This is a genomic window from Acinetobacter sp. YH12098 (genome assembly GCF_013419235.1).
In the GTDB taxonomy this organism is placed as follows: domain Bacteria; phylum Pseudomonadota; class Gammaproteobacteria; order Pseudomonadales; family Moraxellaceae; genus Acinetobacter; species Acinetobacter amyesii.
The window spans coordinates 1-20,884 of sequence record NZ_VPAO01000024.1; the positions used below are offsets into that span (position 1 = coordinate 1).

The 20,884-nt window shown below is 40.1% G+C and carries 18 protein-coding genes, 2 pseudogenes and 1 other annotated feature; of the genes and pseudogenes, 12 read left to right on the forward strand and 8 right to left on the reverse strand.

The window, feature by feature from the left end; genetic code table 11:
- A pseudogene (locus FTU38_RS09375) lies at positions 1 to 495 on the reverse strand (IS3 family transposase); the annotation flags it as partial.
- Positions 90 to 206 (reverse strand) — a sequence feature (AL1L pseudoknot). Its footprint overlaps the pseudogene before it by 117 nt.
- A gap of 61 nt (positions 496 to 556) precedes the next feature.
- Here FTU38_RS09375 and FTU38_RS09380 point away from each other — a divergent pair.
- Positions 557 to 738 (forward strand): annotated as a pseudogene (locus FTU38_RS09380) (hypothetical protein).
- Between the two features lie 82 nt (positions 739 to 820).
- On the opposite strand, the gene FTU38_RS09385 reads toward FTU38_RS09380, so the two are convergent.
- Positions 821 to 1,600, reverse strand: a complete 780-nt coding sequence (locus FTU38_RS09385; RefSeq protein WP_078189109.1) for a ferredoxin--NADP reductase — start codon at positions 1,598 to 1,600, stop codon at positions 821 to 823.
- Between the two features lie 106 nt (positions 1,601 to 1,706).
- Here FTU38_RS09385 and tsaA point away from each other — a divergent pair, with 106 nt between their 5' ends.
- Positions 1,707 to 2,420, forward strand: coding sequence for a tRNA (N6-threonylcarbamoyladenosine(37)-N6)-methyltransferase TrmO (tsaA, locus tag FTU38_RS09390; protein ID WP_180005251.1), 714 nt, complete (start codon positions 1,707 to 1,709; stop codon positions 2,418 to 2,420).
- Between the two features lie 39 nt (positions 2,421 to 2,459).
- Here tsaA and FTU38_RS09395 read toward each other — a convergent pair whose 3' ends face one another.
- Positions 2,460 to 3,473: a hypothetical protein gene (locus FTU38_RS09395; RefSeq protein WP_168379329.1), complete on the reverse strand. Its 1,014-nt coding sequence runs from the start codon at positions 3,471 to 3,473 to the stop codon at positions 2,460 to 2,462.
- A 210-nt stretch (positions 3,474 to 3,683) separates the two neighbouring features.
- Here FTU38_RS09395 and FTU38_RS09400 point away from each other — a divergent pair, with 210 nt between their 5' ends.
- The 4 genes from FTU38_RS09400 (at position 3,684) to FTU38_RS09415 (ending at position 8,032) form a co-directional block, all read left to right on the forward strand.
- Positions 3,684 to 5,441, forward strand: a complete 1,758-nt coding sequence (locus tag FTU38_RS09400) for a GspE/PulE family protein (protein WP_180111038.1) — start codon at positions 3,684 to 3,686, stop codon at positions 5,439 to 5,441.
- Between the two features lie 104 nt (positions 5,442 to 5,545).
- Positions 5,546 to 5,908: a NirD/YgiW/YdeI family stress tolerance protein gene (locus FTU38_RS09405; RefSeq protein WP_180066629.1), complete on the forward strand. Its 363-nt coding sequence runs from the start codon at positions 5,546 to 5,548 to the stop codon at positions 5,906 to 5,908.
- Positions 5,909 to 6,039: 131 nt separating this feature from the next.
- On the forward strand, positions 6,040 to 6,708 hold the full coding sequence (locus FTU38_RS09410) for a response regulator transcription factor (protein ID WP_180020831.1): 669 nt from the start codon (positions 6,040 to 6,042) through the stop codon (positions 6,706 to 6,708).
- Between the two features lie 4 nt (positions 6,709 to 6,712).
- On the forward strand, positions 6,713 to 8,032 hold the full coding sequence (locus FTU38_RS09415) for a HAMP domain-containing sensor histidine kinase (protein ID WP_180111039.1): 1,320 nt from the start codon (positions 6,713 to 6,715) through the stop codon (positions 8,030 to 8,032).
- A gap of 197 nt (positions 8,033 to 8,229) precedes the next feature.
- On the opposite strand, the gene hemP is transcribed toward FTU38_RS09415, so the two are convergent.
- A complete protein-coding gene (gene hemP, locus FTU38_RS09420; protein ID WP_078189103.1) occupies positions 8,230 to 8,400 on the reverse strand; it encodes a hemin uptake protein HemP in 171 nt (56 codons plus the stop codon).
- A 147-nt stretch (positions 8,401 to 8,547) separates the two neighbouring features.
- Here hemP and FTU38_RS09425 point away from each other — a divergent pair, with 147 nt between their 5' ends.
- Positions 8,548 to 9,447, forward strand: a complete 900-nt coding sequence (locus FTU38_RS09425; RefSeq protein WP_180111040.1) for an NUDIX domain-containing protein — start codon at positions 8,548 to 8,550, stop codon at positions 9,445 to 9,447.
- A gap of 545 nt (positions 9,448 to 9,992) precedes the next feature.
- On the opposite strand, the gene FTU38_RS09430 is transcribed toward FTU38_RS09425, so the two are convergent.
- Positions 9,993 to 10,475 (reverse strand): tetratricopeptide repeat protein, encoded by a 483-nt coding sequence (locus tag FTU38_RS09430; RefSeq protein ID WP_218954715.1) that lies wholly within the window; start codon positions 10,473 to 10,475, stop codon positions 9,993 to 9,995.
- A gap of 76 nt (positions 10,476 to 10,551) precedes the next feature.
- Complete coding sequence (gene mrcB / locus FTU38_RS09435; RefSeq protein ID WP_180111041.1) at positions 10,552 to 12,945, reverse strand: penicillin-binding protein 1B; 2,394 nt, start codon at positions 12,943 to 12,945, stop codon at positions 10,552 to 10,554.
- A gap of 152 nt (positions 12,946 to 13,097) precedes the next feature.
- Here mrcB and FTU38_RS09440 point away from each other — a divergent pair, with 152 nt between their 5' ends.
- Both FTU38_RS09440 and FTU38_RS09445 read left to right on the forward strand, forming a co-directional pair.
- The gene (locus FTU38_RS09440; protein ID WP_078189100.1) at positions 13,098 to 14,036 is read left to right on the forward strand and encodes an NAD(+) kinase; all 939 of its coding nucleotides are present in this window, start codon (positions 13,098 to 13,100) and stop codon (positions 14,034 to 14,036) included.
- Between the two features lie 2 nt (positions 14,037 to 14,038).
- Complete coding sequence (locus FTU38_RS09445) at positions 14,039 to 14,305, forward strand: YeaC family protein (protein ID WP_078189099.1); 267 nt, start codon at positions 14,039 to 14,041, stop codon at positions 14,303 to 14,305.
- A gap of 90 nt (positions 14,306 to 14,395) precedes the next feature.
- Here FTU38_RS09445 and FTU38_RS09450 read toward each other — a convergent pair whose 3' ends face one another.
- On the reverse strand, positions 14,396 to 15,394 hold the full coding sequence (locus FTU38_RS09450) for a glycosyl transferase family protein (protein ID WP_180111042.1): 999 nt from the start codon (positions 15,392 to 15,394) through the stop codon (positions 14,396 to 14,398).
- 408 nt (positions 15,395 to 15,802) lie between these two features.
- Here FTU38_RS09450 and FTU38_RS09455 point away from each other — a divergent pair, with 408 nt between their 5' ends.
- Both FTU38_RS09455 and FTU38_RS09460 read left to right on the forward strand, forming a co-directional pair.
- Entirely contained in the window at positions 15,803 to 17,149 is a 1,347-nt protein-coding gene (locus FTU38_RS09455) for a dicarboxylate/amino acid:cation symporter (protein WP_180009487.1), read from the forward strand.
- A gap of 170 nt (positions 17,150 to 17,319) precedes the next feature.
- Positions 17,320 to 18,462 (forward strand): acyl-CoA dehydrogenase family protein, encoded by a 1,143-nt coding sequence (locus tag FTU38_RS09460; RefSeq protein WP_180020843.1) that lies wholly within the window; start codon positions 17,320 to 17,322, stop codon positions 18,460 to 18,462.
- Positions 18,463 to 18,607: 145 nt separating this feature from the next.
- On the opposite strand, the gene FTU38_RS09465 is transcribed toward FTU38_RS09460, so the two are convergent.
- Positions 18,608 to 19,138, reverse strand: coding sequence for a DJ-1/PfpI family protein (locus FTU38_RS09465; RefSeq protein WP_180027225.1), 531 nt, complete (start codon positions 19,136 to 19,138; stop codon positions 18,608 to 18,610).
- A gap of 572 nt (positions 19,139 to 19,710) precedes the next feature.
- Between FTU38_RS09465 and pheA the strand changes: the two genes are divergently transcribed.
- A complete protein-coding gene (gene pheA / locus FTU38_RS09470; protein WP_168379338.1) occupies positions 19,711 to 20,820 on the forward strand; it encodes a prephenate dehydratase in 1,110 nt (369 codons plus the stop codon).
- Positions 20,821 to 20,884: the final 64 nt, after the last annotated feature.

Below are 20,884 nucleotides of genomic sequence, written 5' to 3' on the forward strand. Positions count from 1 at the left end.
ATTTGCTCTGCATGATGTAAATCATGCAGAGCACGTTTCGCTCGATGTTCTGGATTGTCAGCGAGATCTAAAGCCCGATAATAGGTCGAAGCTGCAATCGGTAAAATTCTACAAATCGCTTCAACACCATATCGATCTTTATTGTTCTGGATAAAATCCACCATTATTTGTGTGGGCAGTCGAGCTCCGCCTGGGCGAAAAAAGCGGCTGCTTTACGTAGAATTTCATTGGCGCGTTGCAGTTCTTTATTTTCGCGTTCCAGTTGTTTGATACGTTCTTGGTCTGAAAGCTGCTGTACTTTAACTGGATTTTGTTTATCTAAATATTTTTGATACCAAACACGTAGTGTTTCAGGAGTACAACCCTTGCGCAGTATACTGCTCAGGGAGCAATAGCGGTGATCGCAGCCCAATTCGATGGATAATCTTTCTCGGATTCAATCAATAATTGAACCGCTCTTTCTCTGATTTCAGGGGTATATTTTACTTTTTTCATCGGGACATTCTCTCAGAAAGCTTGGTCTCCGACAAACCCGGTACGGTTCAGGGGAAATATTGTGAAATTATCAGCACTTATTGCATTAGTAGCAACAGTTGTACTGACGGGTTGTGCATCGACGGTTACTACATTTGACTCACATGGTCGTATGATCGGTTCATGTAAGGCGGAAAGAGGTTTTATTATTGGGGGGGCGCAGGTTGTTCAGGTTCTGCAAACCAAGAAGGCCGTGGACGTTAATTTTTTCGTGATGATAGCAATAAAAAACCGAGCTAAATAGCTCGGTTTTTTGATCCAATATTATTGGAAATAATAAGAAATCTTATTTTTCAACGAATGCACGTTCAATCACGTAGTCGCCTAGAACGCCCATCTTAGGAGATTCTTTCAAACCGTGCTGGTCAAGTAGTGCAGCAACGTCGTCTAGGAATGCAGGTGAACCACAAAGCATTGCGCGGTCAGTTTCAGGGTTGAAACGTGGAAGCCCAATTTTTTCGAAAAGTTGTCCAGATTCAATGGCAGTTGTTACACGGCCTTGAGTATGGAATTCTTCACGAGTTACCGTAGGGTAGTAAACCAATTTTTCTTTCGCGCCTAATTCACCAAAGAATTCGTGGTTAGGAATTTCATCTAAGATTAAATCTTGATAAGCCAATTCCGAAATGAAACGTGTACCATGTACAACGATGATTTTTTCAAAACGTTCGTAAGTTTCAGGGTCACGAATTACAGAAAGGAACGGTGCAAGACCTGTACCTGAAGAAAGTAGGTATAAGTTTTTACCAGGGTTTAAGTCATCTAGAACCAACGTACCTGTAGGTTTTTTAGATACTAAAATTTCATCGCCAACTTTTACTTTTTGTAAAATAGACGTTAAAGGACCATCTGGAACTTTAATAGAGAAAAACTCTAATTCTTCTTCATAGTTTGCGCTTGCAATAGAATAAGCGCGCATTAAAGGCTTACCATTTACTTCAAGGCCGATCATCACAAATTGACCGTTTTTAAAACGTAACGCAGTATCGCGAGTGGTTTTAAAAGAGAATAAAGTGTCATTCCAATGGTGGACGTGAGTAATCTTTTCGACGTTAAAAGCAGCCATTAAAGGTCTCAATAAAATTATCAAATTAGAACAGCTTACTATTCTAATCTAAAATCATTCTCGATAAACTGAATATATTTAATTGAACTTATCAGAAAAAGTGATTATGTCTGAGCTTAAAATGCCAATTATCGGGTATATGAAATCTCCCTACCGAGAAAAATTTGGTATTCCACGTCAGCCGAATTTGGTGCAAGTCGAATCTTATATTGAAATGGTGGAACCTTATAACGATTTATTGGCTTTCGAAGGGATTGATGATTTTAGTCATCTTTGGCTGATTTGGCAGTTTCATGAAAATAAAAATGCAGATTCGACAAAATTTCGTCCGCAAGTTCGTCCTCCGCGTTTAGGTGGTAATCAAAAAATCGGGGTATTTGCGACACGAAGTATGTACCGACCGTCACCTATGGGCTTGTCGGTTGTGCAGCTCAAAGGGGTGAAAAAAGTCGGAAAATCGGTACGTGTCTATGTTGTCGGTAGTGATTTGTTGGATGGAACACCAATTTTAGATATCAAACCCTATATTCAATATTCAGATGCAGTTATGGATGCGCAAAGCGGTTATGCGCAGGATGAGCCAGAAAGAAAATCTGTGATTTGGTCAGAGCACGCTGAGCAACAAAAACAGGTATTTTTGAATAATGGCAATTTAACCGAACAATTAACAGCAGAACTGGAACAAGTATTGAGTTTAGATCCACGTCCTGCTTATCAGCATGATGTTGAACGTATATATGGCATGTTGTTTGGCGGTTGTAATGTGCGTTTTTGCGTAGACACTAATAAAATAGTCGTACACGAAATTCTAAGTAGTTAAAAAGATCAGGTTTTAAACCTGATCTTTTTTGAAATCGAATTACTTTAATTTAGAGTATTTATCAATTTCAGTACTAGCGATATTGTTAAATAGCGAGCATTCATTTTTGATTGCTTCTACATAGTTAGTTTCAACTTTTGCTTCCAGGCTATCCTTTCCATAATTTTGAATCGCCTCATCTAAGTCAGCTTGATAGTCTTTAATATCATTAGCCAATGTGTAAGTGGTCCCTGATTTATAGTATGAGCCATAACGATAATTTTGATTAAACTGCACATAAGCATCAAAATCATAATTTACAGGTTGATTTTTCGAAATATAAACTGGATAAGAAGCTATGTTTTGGATGGTATAACCGTCATCTAAATATTCAGTAGGATCAAAACCATTAATGTTGTCACCAAGGAGTTCAACATAATTTTTTGAACTTGATGATGTTTTCAGTCTTAAGCAAGTTGAACCTTGAGGAAAAGTTTTTCCTTTTAATTTTGAATAATAGAAACTAGGGAATGTGCCCAACTTCGTTGCTAACGTAGTATCTGCACCTGAAAGATAATTAAATGTGTCTACGTAATAGCCAATTTCTTTACCTGTTAAATTTACCACTTCGAAATTTTGAGTCAGTTTCAGACCATTGAAGTTTTGACTAGATGCTGGTGTGAAAATCCATTGGCTATCATTTTTAGAAATTAAATTGGCAAATTTATAACCATATTCGGTTTTGTTCAGCACTGGTGTATAAAGGCCTTCGTCTGTTAAATAATCAGAAATTATCCATTTCAAGTCATAATTTTCATTGTTATTGCTTAAATAATCAACATTGAAATAAATAGTATTATTTTGAATATTGAAATGTGTTTTTTCGAATAAATTGTCGCTTCCATCCCAATATGATGATGAGTAGATTGACCATTTATTATTTTCGGAACTAGTTTCAGCTCCATTTCCTGATCCAGTTTCAGATGAAGTAGAACTATTGTCTGAAGAGCCGCCGCCGCAAGCGCTTAGAATTAAGGAACTAAAAATGGCTAGGCTTAAAATTTTAAATTTCATGTTACCCTCTTTAATAAATTATGAATTACGTCACTATTATTTGTGACTGTTGCATATAGTATAGAAAAACATAAAAAAGGGAATGTTAAAAATTAACTAATTAAAATTAATGATTTAAGTTAAATTTTTCTTAATAATTTAAGTAAAAAATATTGCGTTTTAATCAGCTGGTTTTGTTATAGTGAACCTATGTTTGGGGAACATAGAACAATGACTTTTAATTTTGAAATTGACACTTCTTGGTGTTTAGACCAATTACAAAAAGATGGACGTATTAATGAACGGGACAAAATACTGATTCAAACCACGCACCGTCAGCGTGAGCAGTTGAAATGGCATCCTCTACAATGGATTGCCAATTTTAATTTAGTCGATCAGAGTCATCCGCAGTCTACCTTAACATTGAATAGACTTTGCCAATGGTTGGCAGAAAAGTCTGGAGTACCGTTTTATATTATCGATCCTCTAAAAGCTGATGTGCCTGCTTTGACAGCCATTATGTCTCAGGAATTTGCAGTACGAAATCGCATTTTAGCGGTTGAATTACAAAATGAGCATGTGCTGATTGCAACGGATCAACCTTATAAAAATGAATGGATTGCCAATTTAGAGAGAACAGTTTTACCACGGAAGATTCAGCGTGTATTGCTCAGTCCAGATCAACTACAGCGTTATTTGGTTGAATATTACCAAGTGAGTCGCGCAGTCAGTAATTCGCAAAAATCATCGAGTTATGACCGCGAAAATAAAGGCGTTGAAGCACTATTACAATTAGGTGATACACAAAATCCAGATGCCAATGATCAGCATATTGTGAAGCTTGTCGATTGGGTCTTACAGTTTGCCTTCGAACAAGGTGCAAGTGATATACACCTTGAGCCGCGTAAAGATACAGGAAAGGTGCGTTTTCGTATCGATGGGGTATTACATACCATCTACAACATGCCCGCAAATACCCTGACAGCCGTGGTCTCGCGAATTAAGATCTTAGGTCGGATGAATGTGGCTGAAAAACGTAAACCGCAAGATGGACGTTTAAAAACCCGTACACCCAAAGGCCAAGAAACAGAGCTACGTTTATCGACGCTGCCAACAGCCTTTGGTGAAAAGTTAGTCATGCGTATTTTTGACCCTGAAGTCTTGGTACGTAGTTTCCAACAGCTCGGTTTTGAAGGGCGTCTGTTAGATGATTGGAAGGCCTTAACCAGTCATAGTCACGGTATTATTTTAGTGACCGGTCCGACGGGTTCGGGTAAAACCACCACGCTTTATTCATCACTCAAACAATTGGCAACTGAAGAAGTGAATGTCTGCACCATTGAAGACCCGATTGAGATGTTAGAGCCAAGTTTTAACCAAATGCAGGTGAATATAGGGATTGATCTGGGCTTTGCCGATGGTGTACGGGCTTTAATGCGTCAAGACCCTGACATTATCATGGTCGGGGAGATCCGAGATCATGATACGGCAAATATGGCGATCCAAGCTGCATTAACAGGTCATTTGGTGCTTTCAACTTTACATACCAATGATGCACCATCGAGTTTGACGCGATTACATGATCTGGGGATTCAGCCTTTTTTAACGGCAGCGACCATTTTAGGGGTTTTGGCACAACGTTTGGTTCGTCAACTCTGTCCACATTGTAAGCGTGAGACTTTTATCAATGAACAAGAGTGGAAACATTTGACCTTTGAATATGCGATACAAATGCCTGATTTTGTCTACGAGGCGGTGGGCTGTGATGAATGTCGTCAAACGGGTTATAAAGGCCGTGTGGGGATTTATGAATTTATGCCACTCAGTATTGAAACCAAACAATTGATTGGTGCCAATGCAGATCTAACCCAATTACGTACACAGGCACGTAAAGAACATGTCGAGCCATTACGAATTGCAGGTGCGCGTAAAGTACTTGCAGGGGTGACGACTTTAGAGGAAGTTCTGCGTGTCGTACCGCTCAACTAATGGTTCGATCAAATAAATAAAAACGTCTTTGCAGCTTAAGATTCGACTCATCTTGCTTTGTTTAAATAGCGCTATCGAAATAGACAAAGTAAGAGAGACCGAAGATGACAACATTCACTCAATTGGTATGTGGTTTAGCATTTGCAGGTGTGGCATCAGTGGCAGTTGCGAATACAGCAGTCAATCAGGCTGCAGTTGCACCGATGAAAACCACATCGGTGAAACATGCCTTAGGCTTAAAAGATGATAGTAAAGTTCAATTGAAAGGTTATGTTGTGAAATCGATGGGCGATGAAAAATATCAGTTCCGCGATAGCACAGGCAGCATTACAGTGGATATTGATGATGAACTTTGGCAAGGCAAAGCGATTTCAGCTAAAACACCGGTAACGCTCATTGGAGAAATCGACATTGATTACAAACCGACGAAACGCGTTGAAGTTGATGTCGATCAAGTAAAATTTTAATTTAGCCTGTTATTCATTTCAGTGCTGCTCCATAAAAAACCACGGCTTGCTGTGGTTTTTTTATGTTATGAGCAGATATGAGCAAAAGTTCGATACACTGAAGTCGTGACCATAGAAATAGGGTAGGTAAGATGCGAATTTTATTGGCAGAAGATGATGCATCCCAAGCAGACAGTATAAAAACATGGCTTGAAATGGATGGCTATAGTGTCGATTGGGTTGATCGCGGCGATCACGCTATTTTGGCTTTAGAACAACATCAATATGATTGCATACTTTTAGATCGTGGCTTACCAAAAGTAACTGGTGATGAAATTTTAAAACGTATCGTACAGTTGCATCCGTTTACACCAGTTTTATTCATTACTGCTCGGGACAGTATTGCAGATCGTGTTGAAGGTTTAGATCTGGGAGCCCATGATTATTTGGTGAAACCGTTTAGCTTAGAAGAGTTGTCAGCAAGGGTACGTGCCCAATTACGCTTGCATCATCAGCAGCGTGATAATTGTCTGACTTTTGGTGATTTAAGTTTAGATGTACATGCCAAAACGCTGCGTAAAAATGCGGAATTGATTACGTTGACTTCGCGTGAATATCAAATTTTGCATAAGATGATGTTGAATCCAGAGCATATTATGACGCGTAGCCAACTCGAAGAATCACTCTATGCTTGGGGCGATGAAGTTGAAAGTAATGCGATCGAAGTTTTTATTTACCAATTGCGTAAGAAGATTGGCAGTGATTACATTAAAACCTTAAGGGGTTTGGGTTATCGCATGAATCTTCCGCAACAAAGTTAAGTCTATGAGTGATAAAAAAAGCATTTCCTTACAGTCGCAACTGATTAAAACCTCACTGCTCAGTGCAATTTGGGCGGGAGCAATCTCTCTGTGTCTGATGTTGGGATTTGGTTTGTATCACATCATGAATGTACACGATGCCCTGATGGACGAAGTGGCAGATATGCTTACTGCTACTGATCTAACGCTGAAGCAAGACGAACAAATAGATGAACTGAGTGAAGAGTTTGATATGCAATATCAACTCATGCAAGGGTCGCAAGTCTTAACCACATCGGAACAACACACAGCATTTGAACATCAGCCCAATTTAAAACAAGGGTTGCATTATCAATGGAGAGAAGGCGCGCTTTGGCGTAGCTATGCACTTCAGGACGATGGATTAACCGTACAAATCGTTCAACCGATGAAAACACGGCTGAGGGAAACGCTGCAAAGCGTACTAGGCTATGCAGGGATTCTGTTGATTGTCTGGTTGATCCAATGGCTATTACTGCATATTTTGATTAAACGTCAATTGAAAGTTCTAAAGCTCTTTTCAAAACAAATCGCTGAAAAAAATGTAGACGACTTACAAGCCATTGTTTTACCTGAACCTGTATTACAGGAACTAGAGCCGATCCAAACACAGCTGAATTTTTTATTAAACCGATTAGATCAAGCCTTAGAGGCGGAACAGCGTTTTACCTCCGATGCCTCACATGAATTACGCTCACCATTGTCTGCGATTCAAATGCGACTTCAGGTATTAAAACGAAAATATCCCAACATTCAGCAGGATTTATTGAGCATACAGCACGATGTTAATCGAGGAACGCGCGTGCTGGAAAATCTACTGATTTTGGCGCGGCTCGACCCGACGCAATCAGAGCAATTGGATAAAAAACAGAACGACTTAGAACAGCTGAGTTTACAAGTCATTGATGCTTTACAGCCGTTTATTGAAGAAAAACAGATCGAATTGAAGCTACAGACCCAGTCTGTACAGTTTGCTATGAACGCAGAGTTGATGTTTAGCTGTCTACGCAATTTAGTCGATAACGCTATTCGCTATAGTCCTACGCAAGGACAGGTAAAGATTGATTTAACGGTAACAGCACAGCAGGCGGTTTGGACGATTGAAAATCAAGGTGCGGGACTGACAGTCGCAGAATTGCAACGCATTGGCGAGCGATTTTACCGTGTATTGGGAACGAAGACGCAAGGTTCAGGTTTAGGTATTTCAATTGCCCAAAAAATTGTACAGTTACATCAAGGCCATTTAAATGTGGATGCATCTGAACTGGGTGGCTTAAAGGTACAACTCACTTTTCCAATCCGCTAAACACATGATTTGCCCTATGGAATTTGAGCGAAAGAGTATTTTGAGAGGAAGATGAGTGTTGCGATTTAAATTAAGTTTAAGTAGCTATAAAACTTAATTTGACTAAGTACAAAACTTAAAAAGCAGTAAGCGGATGGCTTACTGCTTGTGTCCACGATTATTTTTATTGCGCTGATAATTATTATTTTTATCAGAAATTATTTGGTCAAAATAAGGCGATTATTTCGTGTTAAACGTAGTCGATATTCTTCACCTGCATGCATAATTCGAATTTCACGTCCTAAGGCAAAAAGGTTGTTTGAATGTAGCATAGGCAGTGAGTGGTGTGCTTCATTGCTACGAGTAAAAAGGCTAAATGGTGCGTTCATTCCGTCGACTCCGTGGTGTATTTCTGAATGGTTTAAATGATAATCATTATCGAATAGGCCTGTCAACGGTAATTTTAGGATTTTATAAAAAAGATAAATTTGCTTACACTTGGATATCAATTGGAATAGAGAAGAGAGCAGGGAACTATGTCGAAACCGCAAATCGATGTCGCTATTGCGATTTTATTGCATCAAGACAAAGTACTGGTGGGTTGGCGTGAAGCAAAACAACATCAGGGCAATAAACATGAGTTTCCGGGCGGTAAAGTAGAGCAGGGTGAAAGTCCTGAACAAGCGTGTCGTCGTGAAATTTTTGAAGAAGTTGGAATTGGTTTACATGACTGGCATGCTTTTGATTTTATTCAACATGAATACGATGATGTTATTGTGAAATTGCATTTATTTCATGCCACCGTCCCGCATGCGTTGCTGAATGAAATCCAAAAGCCATGGGTCTGGTATTCGCGTCAACAACTCATGAGTTTGAATTTTCCAAAGGCCAATCAAGCTATTTTGCAGCGCTTATATTGGCAGCAACAGATCAAAATCACCGCCGATCTACCAACATTTGAAACGCTTCAAGAGACGCTGTTGTATTATTGGCGAGTCGATGCCAGCGCAAAAAATGCAGAGGCATTAAATCAATTACCAACAGTGATTTTAAAACAACTGATAATTAATGAAGATCTATGGTCATTACTCTCTACAGAGGTGCAAGCACATATTTCGGCTTTACATCTTAAGCAGCACCAATTGCTGAAAAAAAATAAAGGTGATTTACAGCTTGGGAAGCGCTATATCGCAGCTTGTCATGATCAAGTTTCTGCGCTGCATGCGCAAAAAATTGGCTGTGAGGCTATTTTTATGAGCCCAGTTCTGGCGACACAAAGTCATCCAGAGGCGCAAGGTATGGGATGGGCGCATTTTTCTGAGATTGCACGAGGCATAGAAATCCCTGTTTTTGCTTTAGGTGGCATGCGTCCTGAATTGCTACCTATTGCACAGCAGCATCATGCTTATGGGGTGGCAGGTATTCGCAGTTTTTAGAAACTAGAATGTGTATATTGAATTAAATTTGTATTTGAAAGTCGTTATGTAAAATTCAGTGAAGGTTGGTTAGAAATAGACTTACTATTTGTAAGCTATTTACTGATGTTACGCCCGTAAAAATAATTACGCATTTTTAAAATGATTTTTAAACCGATACGACGGAGTCTTAAATCTAGAGATTGAATAAAGGGATTAGCCTTCGGCTGGAGGTACTCTTACGAAACGATGCTTCTCATTAGGCAAAATGAGAAGCGTGCTTCACAAGGAAACCATCTTGCGGTGCAATGCACCTCACCGACAAAACTCGTTCGCTAGCGTCAATTTATCCAAAGTATCGCAAAAATATTTTTAAATAGATGTGGTCTTGTCTCAAACGCTTGCGGATGACGTTACCGTGTATCGTATTTTATTTAGATCAAATTATGCTTCTGATGTTACTGCGTAACATTATTTAATAATAACTATGAGAAATAAACTTACTTTTAGTATGTTTTAAATAAAAAAGCCTGATCTCAATTAAGATCAGGCTTTTTTATGGGTGCTTAAAGAGCTTTAATGGCTTGTTGGGCTTTTTGAATGGTGCTGCTTTTCTTTTGCATTTGACCAGCTTTTAAAACAACATTCCAAAGCTGTTGTTTCATCGGCTTGGTTTGAGCATAGCTTAATCCACGCAGTGCCAACGATTCTGCATTCGCAGGTTGATTTTTTCGATTGGCGATCATTGCCAAATATAAAAAAGTTTCCGCAGATTGTGGTGCCAAACGCTGTGCTTGAGTTGCAGCACTTTCAGCTTCATTCCATTTTCCATTGGCATAAGCGGTTTGCGTAGTTTGCATCAATTTTTTGAATGCAGGCAAGTCGCGACCATCATCAAACTTTTGAATTTGGGTTTTCTGCTCAGGAATAACGATACGTTGACGTTTAATTTCTGGATGGTCATATGGCGTAATAATGACCCTAGAAGGGTCATGGATATCTGCCTTTTTTTCAGGTGGAGCAGGCGGCTTTTGCTCAGGTTCGATCATGGTTTGGCAACCTGCCAAAATGATCGTCAAAACGCTCAGAATACTGAACGTTTTTAAAAATTTAATGTTTTGCAGTTTAATTTGAATACTCTCCACTTGAGATGATGCGAGGTTGATCAGATGAACCCTGATCATTATCGACATCACTTTCACGAATGTAGTCACCTAAACTATCATTTTGTTCCTGAGTTGGCTGCGTCTCTTCAGTATCAACTGTGTAAGGTTCTACTTCATATTGTGTCGAACCACATGCTGTCGCCTGATTTGGAGTGGAGTTGCGCGACAGAGGAATATACATCGCACCTGTACAATGCTGCGCAGATAAATTACCTGAATAACGGTCTAACCAATGCCACTGCACACTGTCTGGTTGACGTAAATTAACTGGTTTTTGACGTAACTGCTTCATCACATTGGTCCAAACAGGAAGTGCTCCTGACGAACCAGTTAAGCCTGTAACTTTGTTGTTGTCTAAACCCAACCAAACCACACTTAAATAATTACCTGAATAACCTGCAAACCATGAGTCACGCGTATCATTGGTTGTCCCTGATTTACCTGCAAGTTTGAGTGAAGCTGGTAATGATGCATAAGCAGAACGGCCTGTCCCTGAACTCATCACTTGTTGTAAACCGTAGTTCAATATAAAGGCTGCATCAGGTGCAATAGTCGGTTGTACCGTTAAGCTATAACGATCTAATAAACGACCATTGGCATCGACCACTGAACGAATAGCTTTCACTGGATATTTGAAGCCACCGGTTGCAAAGTTTCCATAGACACTCATGACTTCCATCGGTGACATATCGATAGCGCCGAGGTAAATCGAAGGGTAGTTTGGAATATTAGACGTCACACCAAACTTTTTCAGATGGTTAATAAAAGTCGACATACCGAACTCTTGACCTAAGCGTACCGCAGAGAGGTTATAAGAGTTTGATAGGGCATCAACCATTGGTACGACACCATGTGCGCCACCACTATAGTTTTTCGGTGTCCAAGCTTTGCCATCACTTTGAATGCTGATCGGACTATCTTCGATTTGACTCGCCCAGTTATAACGGTTGGATTCTATCGCACTGAGGTAAATCACAGGTTTTAGCAATGAACCGACTTGACGTTTAGCATCCATTGTACGGTTAAAGCCGGTAAAGTCCTGCGTTGAACCGACTGCTGAAACCAATTCACCATTTTCAGGATGAGACACCAGTACCGCGCCTTGTAATTCTTTCAAACGTGCTGGATTGGCATTGCTTAAACGTGCCACAGATTCTTTAAATGCAGTTTGTACACGAGTTTGAGCAATCGGGTCCATCGCAGTGAAAATACGCAGACCTTGATTGGTCAAATCGCTTTCTTGGTATTCAGTACGCAGTTGACGACGCACGATATCCATATAGTCTGGGAAGCGAGAAGGGCCCAATGTTGGTTTTGTAATGACATTCAATGGACGTGCTGACTCAGTTTCATATTGTTCCTGAGTTAAATAGCCCATCACCACCATATTGTTTAACACAATATTACGGCGTTTAATCGCACCTTCAGGGTTTTTCCACGGATTAAATAGGGTCGGGCCTTGAACCAGACCGACTAAATATGCCTGCTGAGCAATATTTAATTCACGCAGTGGTAAACCAAAATAGAATTGTGAAGCTAAACCATAACCATTGATTGAATAGTTACCGTTTTGACCTAAATTCACTTCATTTAAATAAGCTTCAAGAATTTCATCTTTGTCATAGTGAAGTTCAATCAGCATCGCCATTAAGGCTTCATTGGCCTTACGTTTAATGGTTTTTTCAGGCGATAAATAGAAATTTTTCACCAATTGTTGAGTGAGGGTCGAGCCACCTTGACGTTTACCACCGGTGACATTACTTACGATGGCACGTGCTGTACCACGAATGGAAATACCATGATGCTGATAGAAATTACGGTCTTCGGTAGCAATTAAAGCTTGGATTAAAGGCTTAGGTACTTTATCAAGTTTAATCAGCACACGGTCTTCATTGTGCTGAGGATAAATACCACCAATTAACATCGGCTCTAAGCGGGCAATACCACTGCTTGAAGGCTTGGTCGCACTTACTTCAGTGATTTGATCTTCACCAAAAGTCACTTTAAGGACTTGTTCAGGGTCGACACTATCACCAAAGTCAAAACCACGCGTATGGATATAGGTCACATTGCCAGAAGTAACGTAACTCCCCGTTTTCGCATAGCTGTCTTGAGCGTTATAGCCCAAAAGTTTCAGTTCTTGGTTGAGGTCTGCTTGGCTTACAGGCGCATTGGTGTAAATTTCTAAAGGACGAGCAAATACCTTGGCTGGAATATCCCAACGTTGACCTTCGAATTTATCCCGTACAATATTATCTAGACGAATAAGATAAATGCTGAACACGAGAAATCCGCCGATAATCAACAGCGAAAAAATCAGTGCAATTATGCCTATGCCACGTTCAGACTTCATAAATAGTGATAAAACCCTGAGAAATTTTGCTAATCATGCGAAGCTTTTCAGTATTTTGCAATATTTAAACTGTTATATGTATGCAAAATATTGGAAGCTACTTCACTAAAGTCGAAACTTTAAAGTTTTTTTAAATCATTTCTGTTAGTGATATGATACCAATGAGGCGAAGCGGAGCAAAAGCGCAGGTGCAAATTTCACATAAATCATTTCGAAACATTGGGTTGATTGGTCGTCCAGACAAATCATCAGTGATCGAAACCCTATGTTTGATCCACGATCATATTTTGAGTTTGGGATTACATCCTGTATTTGATACGCAAACAGCGCAGCTGGTTCCCTACAATAATACTCAGACGGTCAGCCGTAATTTATTGGGTGAAGTTGTCGATTTGGTGATCGTTGTCGGCGGTGATGGTTCATTGCTTCATGCCGCACGTGCCTTGGTGAAATACAATACCCCTGTGATTGGGGTGAACCGTGGTCGTTTGGGCTTCCTGACCGATATCAAACCGACAGAAGTGATTTTCAAGTTAGATCAAGTGCTCAAAGGTGAGTTTCAGTTGGATCGACGTTTCTTGCTGGAAATGGAAATTCGCTCGAAAGGTGAGTCGATTTATGATGCCGTGGCTTTAAATGATATTGTGCTGCATTCAGGTAAATCGGTACATATGATCGACTTTGAACTGAATATCGATGGCCAATATGTGTACCGCCAACACAGTGACGGTTTAATTGTTTCCACGCCAACCGGCTCTACAGCTTATGCATTATCTGGCGGTGGGCCGATTGTCCACCCAAGTATGGATGCGATTGCCTTAGTGCCAATGCATCCACATACTTTGTCGTCACGGCCGATTGTCGTAGGCGGACAAAGCGAAATTAAAATTTTGATTCGTGAAAATCGTGTTCTACCAATGGTCAGTGCCGATGGTCAACACAGTGTATCATTGGGTGTAGGCGATAGTTTACATATCCGCAAACATCCATTTAAGCTCAACTTATTACATCCACCTGGTTATGACTTCTATATGGCATGTCGTACCAAGCTAGGCTGGAACCAAGATTTTGACTCATTAAAGCAGGATTAATTATGAATATTGAACAGATGCTTGCCGTACTCGATCCTGAAATTGTTGGTCGATTAAAAACGGCAATTGAAATTGGTAAATGGCCAAATGGCGTAGCGCTGACTCAAGAACAACGTCAAATTTGTATGCAAGCGGTGTATGCATGGGAAATTAAACATTTGCCAGAAGATGAGCGTAGTGGTTATATCGACCGTGGGACCAAAGAAGAAGATGAGCATTGTGACTCGCATGTGGAAGAACCTGAGTTCAAGCCGATTCGTTTCGTTTAATCTATTTTCTTTCTGATTGAAAAAGCCAGCTTAATGCTGGCTTTTTATTGGCTTGATGCATGCCTAAATTTTTTGCTTCATACTGCTTATTTAAACGTGACGATTTGCCCACATGGTTTTGGCAGTTTGCATTGCATCATCAAAACTTGCGACGGCGCCCATGGTATACAGTGCGATTCCCATGGTTTCGGTGACCGCGATTTCACCATATTGATGTGTCTGCTGACCGTCCCAAACGGCTTTAAAAACGGCCAAATCGAGTTCTTCTTCGACTGGACTACGGTTGTCCGTCAGTTTAGGCAACTCATGTTCATACATTTCACCCTCTTTGATGCCACAAATTAAGGTTTTTGCATCGGGGTTACGTTCGAATTCACCACCTTCACCCTTAATGACAGCACTATTTTGATAACCCAATTGGAATGCCGCACGTTGGTGTGATCCACGATAGGCCGGATGGAAAATCGCTTGCATGGTGGCTTTGGCATTAAATGGATTTATCAGACGCGCAAGGGTGTGAATTGGGGAACGTAAGCCCATGACATTGCGTAGTGAAATTAAATCACTGAGTATTGGTGAAATGACGTCGAGCGGAATATAAGCAAAATGACGTTGTATAAGCTGCTGTTCCACATCTGTATCATTTTTGCAAATAGGAAAACCCAAATACTCTAATACTTGTTCTGTATAAAGGCGGTTAATGGTATGACCTGAAGCGCCATGCATTACGACATTGTAGCCGTGTTTTGCCAGCGTTAATGCGGCCAATAAAAACCAAGGATAATGTTTGCGTTTACCTGCATAAGATGACCAATCTAAATCGACATCAAGCTTTTTAAACTTGAGCTGATCACGTGTGGCTTGGACAAAGCCAGTGAGTTCATCGACAGATTCTTCTTTTACACGCAATAACATCAAGAAAGCGCCCAATTGAACGTCTAAAACCTCATCTTTTAAGATCATGCTGAACGCTTGGTAGGCTTCATCATAAGTGAGAGAACGTGCGCCATTTTTACCTTTACCCACGATACGGACAAATTGCGCAAAAGGATGTTCAAAATCTTTGTAAATATTTCGTTTATTGTTCATGTAAATACTGGGCTTAAAATTAGGACTTAAGGATAGTTTACTTCTATAGTTGGTGTTTTTCAGCCTGACAATGAGCTTAAAAAACGTGGTCTTTAGACTATTGTCTAATAATCTCGGTCTATTATTTAACCGAAATTAACATTTGTGACAGAACACGCCATTAAAAAACAGGTAAAATTTAACCTACTTTAGTATGTGTTTCATCTCCTGATCAATGCACTGATTTTATATCAGGTCCTGATGTGATTATTTAATCATCATACATATTTCGTTTTTCTGTATTTGGCTAAGTCAAATACTTTTGGTGCTCTTTTGTCGAAGGCAAAGGGGTTTTGGGCTGTTTATTTTTTGAAAATAGACAAAAACTGAATATTTCTTTGAAGCAGAAATATATCGTGAAGTAATGTCATGGCTAAAAAACCAATTTATAAGTCACTATATTTTCAAGTGATCGTTGCCATTATTGCGGGTGTTTTGGTGGGGCATTTCTCACCAAGTGGCACGCAAATTATCAATGGTACCGAGCAATACGTAAAAGGCTGGGGTGAATTGTTCTATCCACTAGGACAAGGTTTCATCAAGCTGATTAAAATGATTATTGCACCTGTGATCTTCTGTACCGTGGTGAGTGGTATTGCAGGCATGGAAAGCATGAAATCTGTGGGTAAAACAGGTGGCGTCGCTTTACTATACTTTGAAATCGTTTCGACCATCGCACTCATCATTGGTCTTGCAGTGATTAATATTGCAAAACCAGGTGTAGGCATGAACGTCGATCCAGCATCTTTAGATACTTCAGGTATTTCTAAATATGTTGAATCTGGTGCAGCACAATCTACCCAAGATTTCTTTATGAATATCATCCCAAACACCGTTGTTGGTGCGTTTGCTGAAGGTGAGATTCTTCAAGTTCTATTATTTGCCTTATTATTTGGTTTTGCATTGCATAAACTTGGTGATGCAGGTAAGCCTGTATTGAAGTTTATTGATCAAATTGCACATGTATTCTTTAACATTGTAAACATGATCATGAAGCTTGCGCCAATTGGTGCCTTCGGTGCGATGGCTTATACCATTGGTAAATATGGTATCGGTAGTTTGGCGCAATTGGGTCAGTTGATCATCTGCTTCTATATTACCTGTTTGCTGTTTATTTTCCTTGTACTTGGCTCAATTGCACGTATTTGCGGTTTCAGTATCCTCAAAATGATTCGTATGATTCGCGAAGAACTCTTGATTGTACTGGGTACGTCATCTTCTGAATCTGTACTACCACGTATGTTGAAAAAACTCGAACTTGCTGGTGCAGAAAAATCTGTAGTGGGTCTGGTTATTCCAACAGGTTATTCATTTAACTTAGATGGTACGTCTATTTACCTGACTATGGCGGCGATCTTTATTGCACAAGCGACCAATACACCGCTTGATATTTCGCATCAGATCACGTTGTTGTTGGTCCTACTCATCTCATCTAAGGGTGCTGCGGGTGTGACGGGTTCAGGCTTTATTGTCATGGCTGCAACACTTTCTGCTGTGGGGCATATTCCTGTTGCTGGTTTGGCATTGATTCTTGGTATTGACCGTTTCATGTCAGAAGCACGTGCATTAACGAACCTTGTCGGTAACTCATTGGCAACGATTGTGGTTGCAAAATGGGTGGGTCAATTAGACAAAGAAAAACTGGATTTTGCTTTAGCAAATCCTGAAGAAATTGACCGTCAGATGCAAGAAGAAGGCAATGCACATCATGCCTAAGGCAGATGCTGTGATGTAAAAGATGTAATTAAAAAGGAAGCTTCGGCTTCCTTTTTTAATGCAGGACTAAAGCCAAATTTGAACGCTTTAGTTTTTAGGCATGACGGCTGTTCTAAACTGCAATAGGATGGAGTTCAACAAAACAACAAACTTAACCAAGGAAGAAACACATGCTGGCTTATGATGCAGACTTAGAATTATTTCGAGATAACTTTCGCCGTTTTATGGCAGAGCATGTCGCACCACATTATGAGCAATGGGAACGTGAAGGCATTATGCCGCGTTCAGTATGGAATGCCTTGGGTGAAAATGGCTTTTTATGTGTCGATGTGCCTGAAGAATATGGCGGCTATGGCGTCCCAACGCATTATTCACTGATGTTAGTTGAAGAATCTGCTCGCGCAGGTTTTAGTGCATTATCGACAGGTATTTCATGCCATTCTGAAATTGCAGCGCCGTATATTTTGCACATTGGTTCAGAAGAACAAAAACAATATTGGTTGCCGAAAATGGTCACGGGTGAAGTGGTCGGTGCTATTGGTATGACAGAGCCGGGTGCAGGTTCGGACTTACAGTCTATGCGCAGTAGTGCAATTTTGCAGGGTGATCATTATCTGCTCAACGGTTCGAAAACCTTTATCTCAAATGGTCAACATGCAGACCTAGTGGTATTGGCGGCGAAAACCGATCCACAAGCACGTGCCAAAGGCGTGTCATTACTTTTAGTCGACACACATTTGGATGGATTTAAGAAGGGTACTAACCTCGACAAAATTGGTCTGCATGCGCAAGACACTTCAGAGTTGTTTTATGACAATGTCAAAGTGCCGAAAGAGCAACTTTTGGGTCAAGCTGGACAAGGCTTTGCTTACTTGATGCAAGAGTTACCGCGTGAACGTACTGCGATTGCTTCGACTGCAATTGGTGCGATTCGTGGTTCCATTGATGTGGCAACGCAGTATGTCAAAGAGCGTCAAGCGTTCGGACAGGCGATTGGACAGTTTCAAAATACTCGTTTTGTATTGGCGCAGGCTAAGATTGACGAATTGGCTACAGCGGCATTTTATAATCAAAATGTTGAGCTTTATATGCAAGGCAAACTTGATGTTGAAACTGCAGCAGCACTCAAGAGCTTCTCTACCGATATGCAAATGAAAGTGGCCCATAATCTACTTCAATTATTTGGTGGCTATGGTTATATGACGGAATATCCAATTTCACGTTTCTTTGTCGATGCACGTATTCAGCAAATCTACGGTGGCACCAATGAAATTATGAAAGAAATCGTGGCACGAAGTATTTTAGGTCGATAAGCAAATTATCAGGCTGAAATTAAAATAGCGAAGTGAAGACTTCGCTATTTTTTTTAGGATGTATTTCTATAGAGACGATGTATTTCTATAGATTTGCGTGTGTGAATTAGATTATGCGGTTGAGTTTGAGTGAATATATTGAGATCTATGATAATGAAGGTTGCCCCAAAACTTGCAGACAGACTTCAATAAATTCAGACGTATCTGAAGTACTACGCGACGATATATACAGGTTATTATCATTCACGACCGATTGATCCGACACCACCACACCTGCGTTTAACAAAGCAGATTTCAGCGTTTCAGATTGGGCGAAATGGCGACCTTGTATGACACCAGCTTCTAATAACAGCTGTGGACCATGGCAACTGCTCAAAATCGGCTTTTGGCTATCTGCAAAATTACGAACAAAATAGATAAAACGGTCATCTAAAGCGAGTTTCTCGGGTGAATAACCGCCGGGAATAAATAAGGCATCAAAATCATGTACAGAGGCGTCGTCGATACTCTGGTCAATGGTGATCTGGGAACGGCGTTTAATACCGTAAACAATTTTTCCAACCTGATCTTCGATATTGATAATGCTGTGCCGAGCGGCTCGAAAGGCCTCCACAGGCTCAAGGTACTCAATATCTTCAAAATCGTAGGTCACTAACACTGCAATTTTCTTGTGCATACTTGTACCTATGGGTCTGTTATTTTTTTTCTGATATTTAGACTACAAAGCAACGATAAAAATTACCTGTGTCTTTTGTAATAAATGCGTCAATGACTGTAAACACTAGATGAAAGTGCCTATTAAGTCACTGAAAAAACGATCAATGACCAAGTGTTTATATAGATCATCTTTAAGTTTCAAATTATTTCTATGCCATGAAAGCCAAGTTTTGAAATTTTTATTTTGCTTCAAGTATTGAGAGCAAAATTTAAAACTGAAATGACCAATGAAACAAATTGATTGATGGGCTTATACAAGGGGATGGATCTGATGCAAATTTGGAGGAAAAGAGAAGGTCTATTTATTGTGCTGCTCAAGATGAATGATCAATAAAGCCGTCAAAAGGTAAGATTTGCCTTAATTATGGCTTGACCTATCAGTTTGGCTGTTTTGGCTCTTAAGTTAAGCTGATGAAGCTTTAATCAACTGTCTGTTTTTAAGGCTGAAACCATCAAAGTCGTATTGCGCAACATTTGAAAGCTAACTATTGTTATACTGTTTGCAAAATTTTTTTGAAGGGCGACATAACAATGATCAACGATGATCAAAACACTCCGACTTCTCTGGACTTAGCTCAAATTCGTGAAGATATCGACTCTGTTGATATGCAGATTCAACAACTTATCAACCGTCGTGCGAAACTAGCTGAAGCTGTGGCAAAAGCAAAATTTGCTGCAGAAGAGAATCCATTGTTTTATCGTCCTGAACGTGAGGCGCAAGTTTTACGTAAAGTTATGGATCGTAACGAAGGCCCATTGTCTGATGTGACAATGGCACGTTTATTCCGTGAGATCATGTCGGCTTGTTTAGCCCTTGAAGCACCGCAAAGTATTGCGTTCTTAGGTCCAGTCGGAACTTATACGCATTCGGCTGTTTTAAAACATTTCGGTCAAGACGCTGTTGTTCGCCCTCTTCCAACGATTGATGAAGTGTTCCGTGAAGTTGAAGCAAGCAGCGCACACTATGGTTTAGTGCCTGTTGAAAACTCATCTGAAGGGGTGGTGAACCACACTTTAGATTGTTTTAAATCTTCACATCTGAATGTTATTGGTGAAGTTGAACTGCGTATTCATCACCAGTTCCTAGTGTCTGAAAACACACGTAAAGACAGCATTAAACAAATTTATGCTCATCAACAAACTTTGGCGCAATGCCGTGGTTGGTTAGATGCACATTATCCGGGTGTAGAACGTGTTGCACTCAGTTCAAATGCAGAAGCTGCACGCCGTATTCGTAATGAATGGCACTCAGCGGCAATTGCTTCTGAAGTCGCTGCGAACATTTACAACCTTGAAATTTTGCATAGCAATATTGAAGACAATCCTGAAAATACTACTCGTTTCTTGGTGATTGGTCGTGAGAAAGTACCGCAATCGGGCAATGATAAAACTTCATTGTTGATTTCTGCGCATGACCGTGCAGGGGCGTTGCTTGAAATTCTTGCACCGTTTGCCAAGCATAATATTAGCTTAACAAGTATCGAAACACGTCCTGCATTACCCGAAAAATGGGCTTATGTATTCTTTGTGGACTTGGAAGGTCATGTTGAGCAAGAAAACGTGAAAGCGGCGATTGAAGAAATTCGTCCATTGGTTAAAGAAATTCGTGTATTGGGTTCATATCCGATTGCTGTTCTTTAAGATCACAACTGTGATCAATTCCATCAGGAGTTGATCACCTTCATCATTTGAAAAAACTGGAAGT

Coding starts and splice junctions, on each gene's coding strand:
- FTU38_RS09385 (WP_078189109.1), bottom strand. CDS start 1,600: ATGGCTGCTTTTAACGTCGAAAAGATTACTCACGTCCACCATTGGAAT.
- tsaA (WP_180005251.1), top strand. CDS start 1,707: ATGTCTGAGCTTAAAATGCCAATTATCGGGTATATGAAATCTCCCTAC.
- FTU38_RS09395 (WP_168379329.1), bottom strand. CDS start 3,473: ATGAAATTTAAAATTTTAAGCCTAGCCATTTTTAGTTCCTTAATTCTA.
- FTU38_RS09400 (WP_180111038.1), top strand. CDS start 3,684: ATGACTTTTAATTTTGAAATTGACACTTCTTGGTGTTTAGACCAATTA.
- FTU38_RS09405 (WP_180066629.1), top strand. CDS start 5,546: ATGACAACATTCACTCAATTGGTATGTGGTTTAGCATTTGCAGGTGTG.
- FTU38_RS09410 (WP_180020831.1), top strand. CDS start 6,040: ATGCGAATTTTATTGGCAGAAGATGATGCATCCCAAGCAGACAGTATA.
- FTU38_RS09415 (WP_180111039.1), top strand. CDS start 6,713: ATGAGTGATAAAAAAAGCATTTCCTTACAGTCGCAACTGATTAAAACC.
- hemP (WP_078189103.1), bottom strand. CDS start 8,400: ATGAACGCACCATTTAGCCTTTTTACTCGTAGCAATGAAGCACACCAC.
- FTU38_RS09425 (WP_180111040.1), top strand. CDS start 8,548: ATGTCGAAACCGCAAATCGATGTCGCTATTGCGATTTTATTGCATCAA.
- FTU38_RS09430 (WP_218954715.1), bottom strand. CDS start 10,475: ATGATCGAACCTGAGCAAAAGCCGCCTGCTCCACCTGAAAAAAAGGCA.
- mrcB (WP_180111041.1), bottom strand. CDS start 12,945: ATGAAGTCTGAACGTGGCATAGGCATAATTGCACTGATTTTTTCGCTG.
- FTU38_RS09440 (WP_078189100.1), top strand. CDS start 13,098: ATGATACCAATGAGGCGAAGCGGAGCAAAAGCGCAGGTGCAAATTTCA.
- FTU38_RS09445 (WP_078189099.1), top strand. CDS start 14,039: ATGAATATTGAACAGATGCTTGCCGTACTCGATCCTGAAATTGTTGGT.
- FTU38_RS09450 (WP_180111042.1), bottom strand. CDS start 15,394: ATGAACAATAAACGAAATATTTACAAAGATTTTGAACATCCTTTTGCG.
- FTU38_RS09455 (WP_180009487.1), top strand. CDS start 15,803: ATGGCTAAAAAACCAATTTATAAGTCACTATATTTTCAAGTGATCGTT.
- FTU38_RS09460 (WP_180020843.1), top strand. CDS start 17,320: ATGCTGGCTTATGATGCAGACTTAGAATTATTTCGAGATAACTTTCGC.
- FTU38_RS09465 (WP_180027225.1), bottom strand. CDS start 19,138: ATGCACAAGAAAATTGCAGTGTTAGTGACCTACGATTTTGAAGATATT.
- pheA (WP_168379338.1), top strand. CDS start 19,711: ATGATCAACGATGATCAAAACACTCCGACTTCTCTGGACTTAGCTCAA.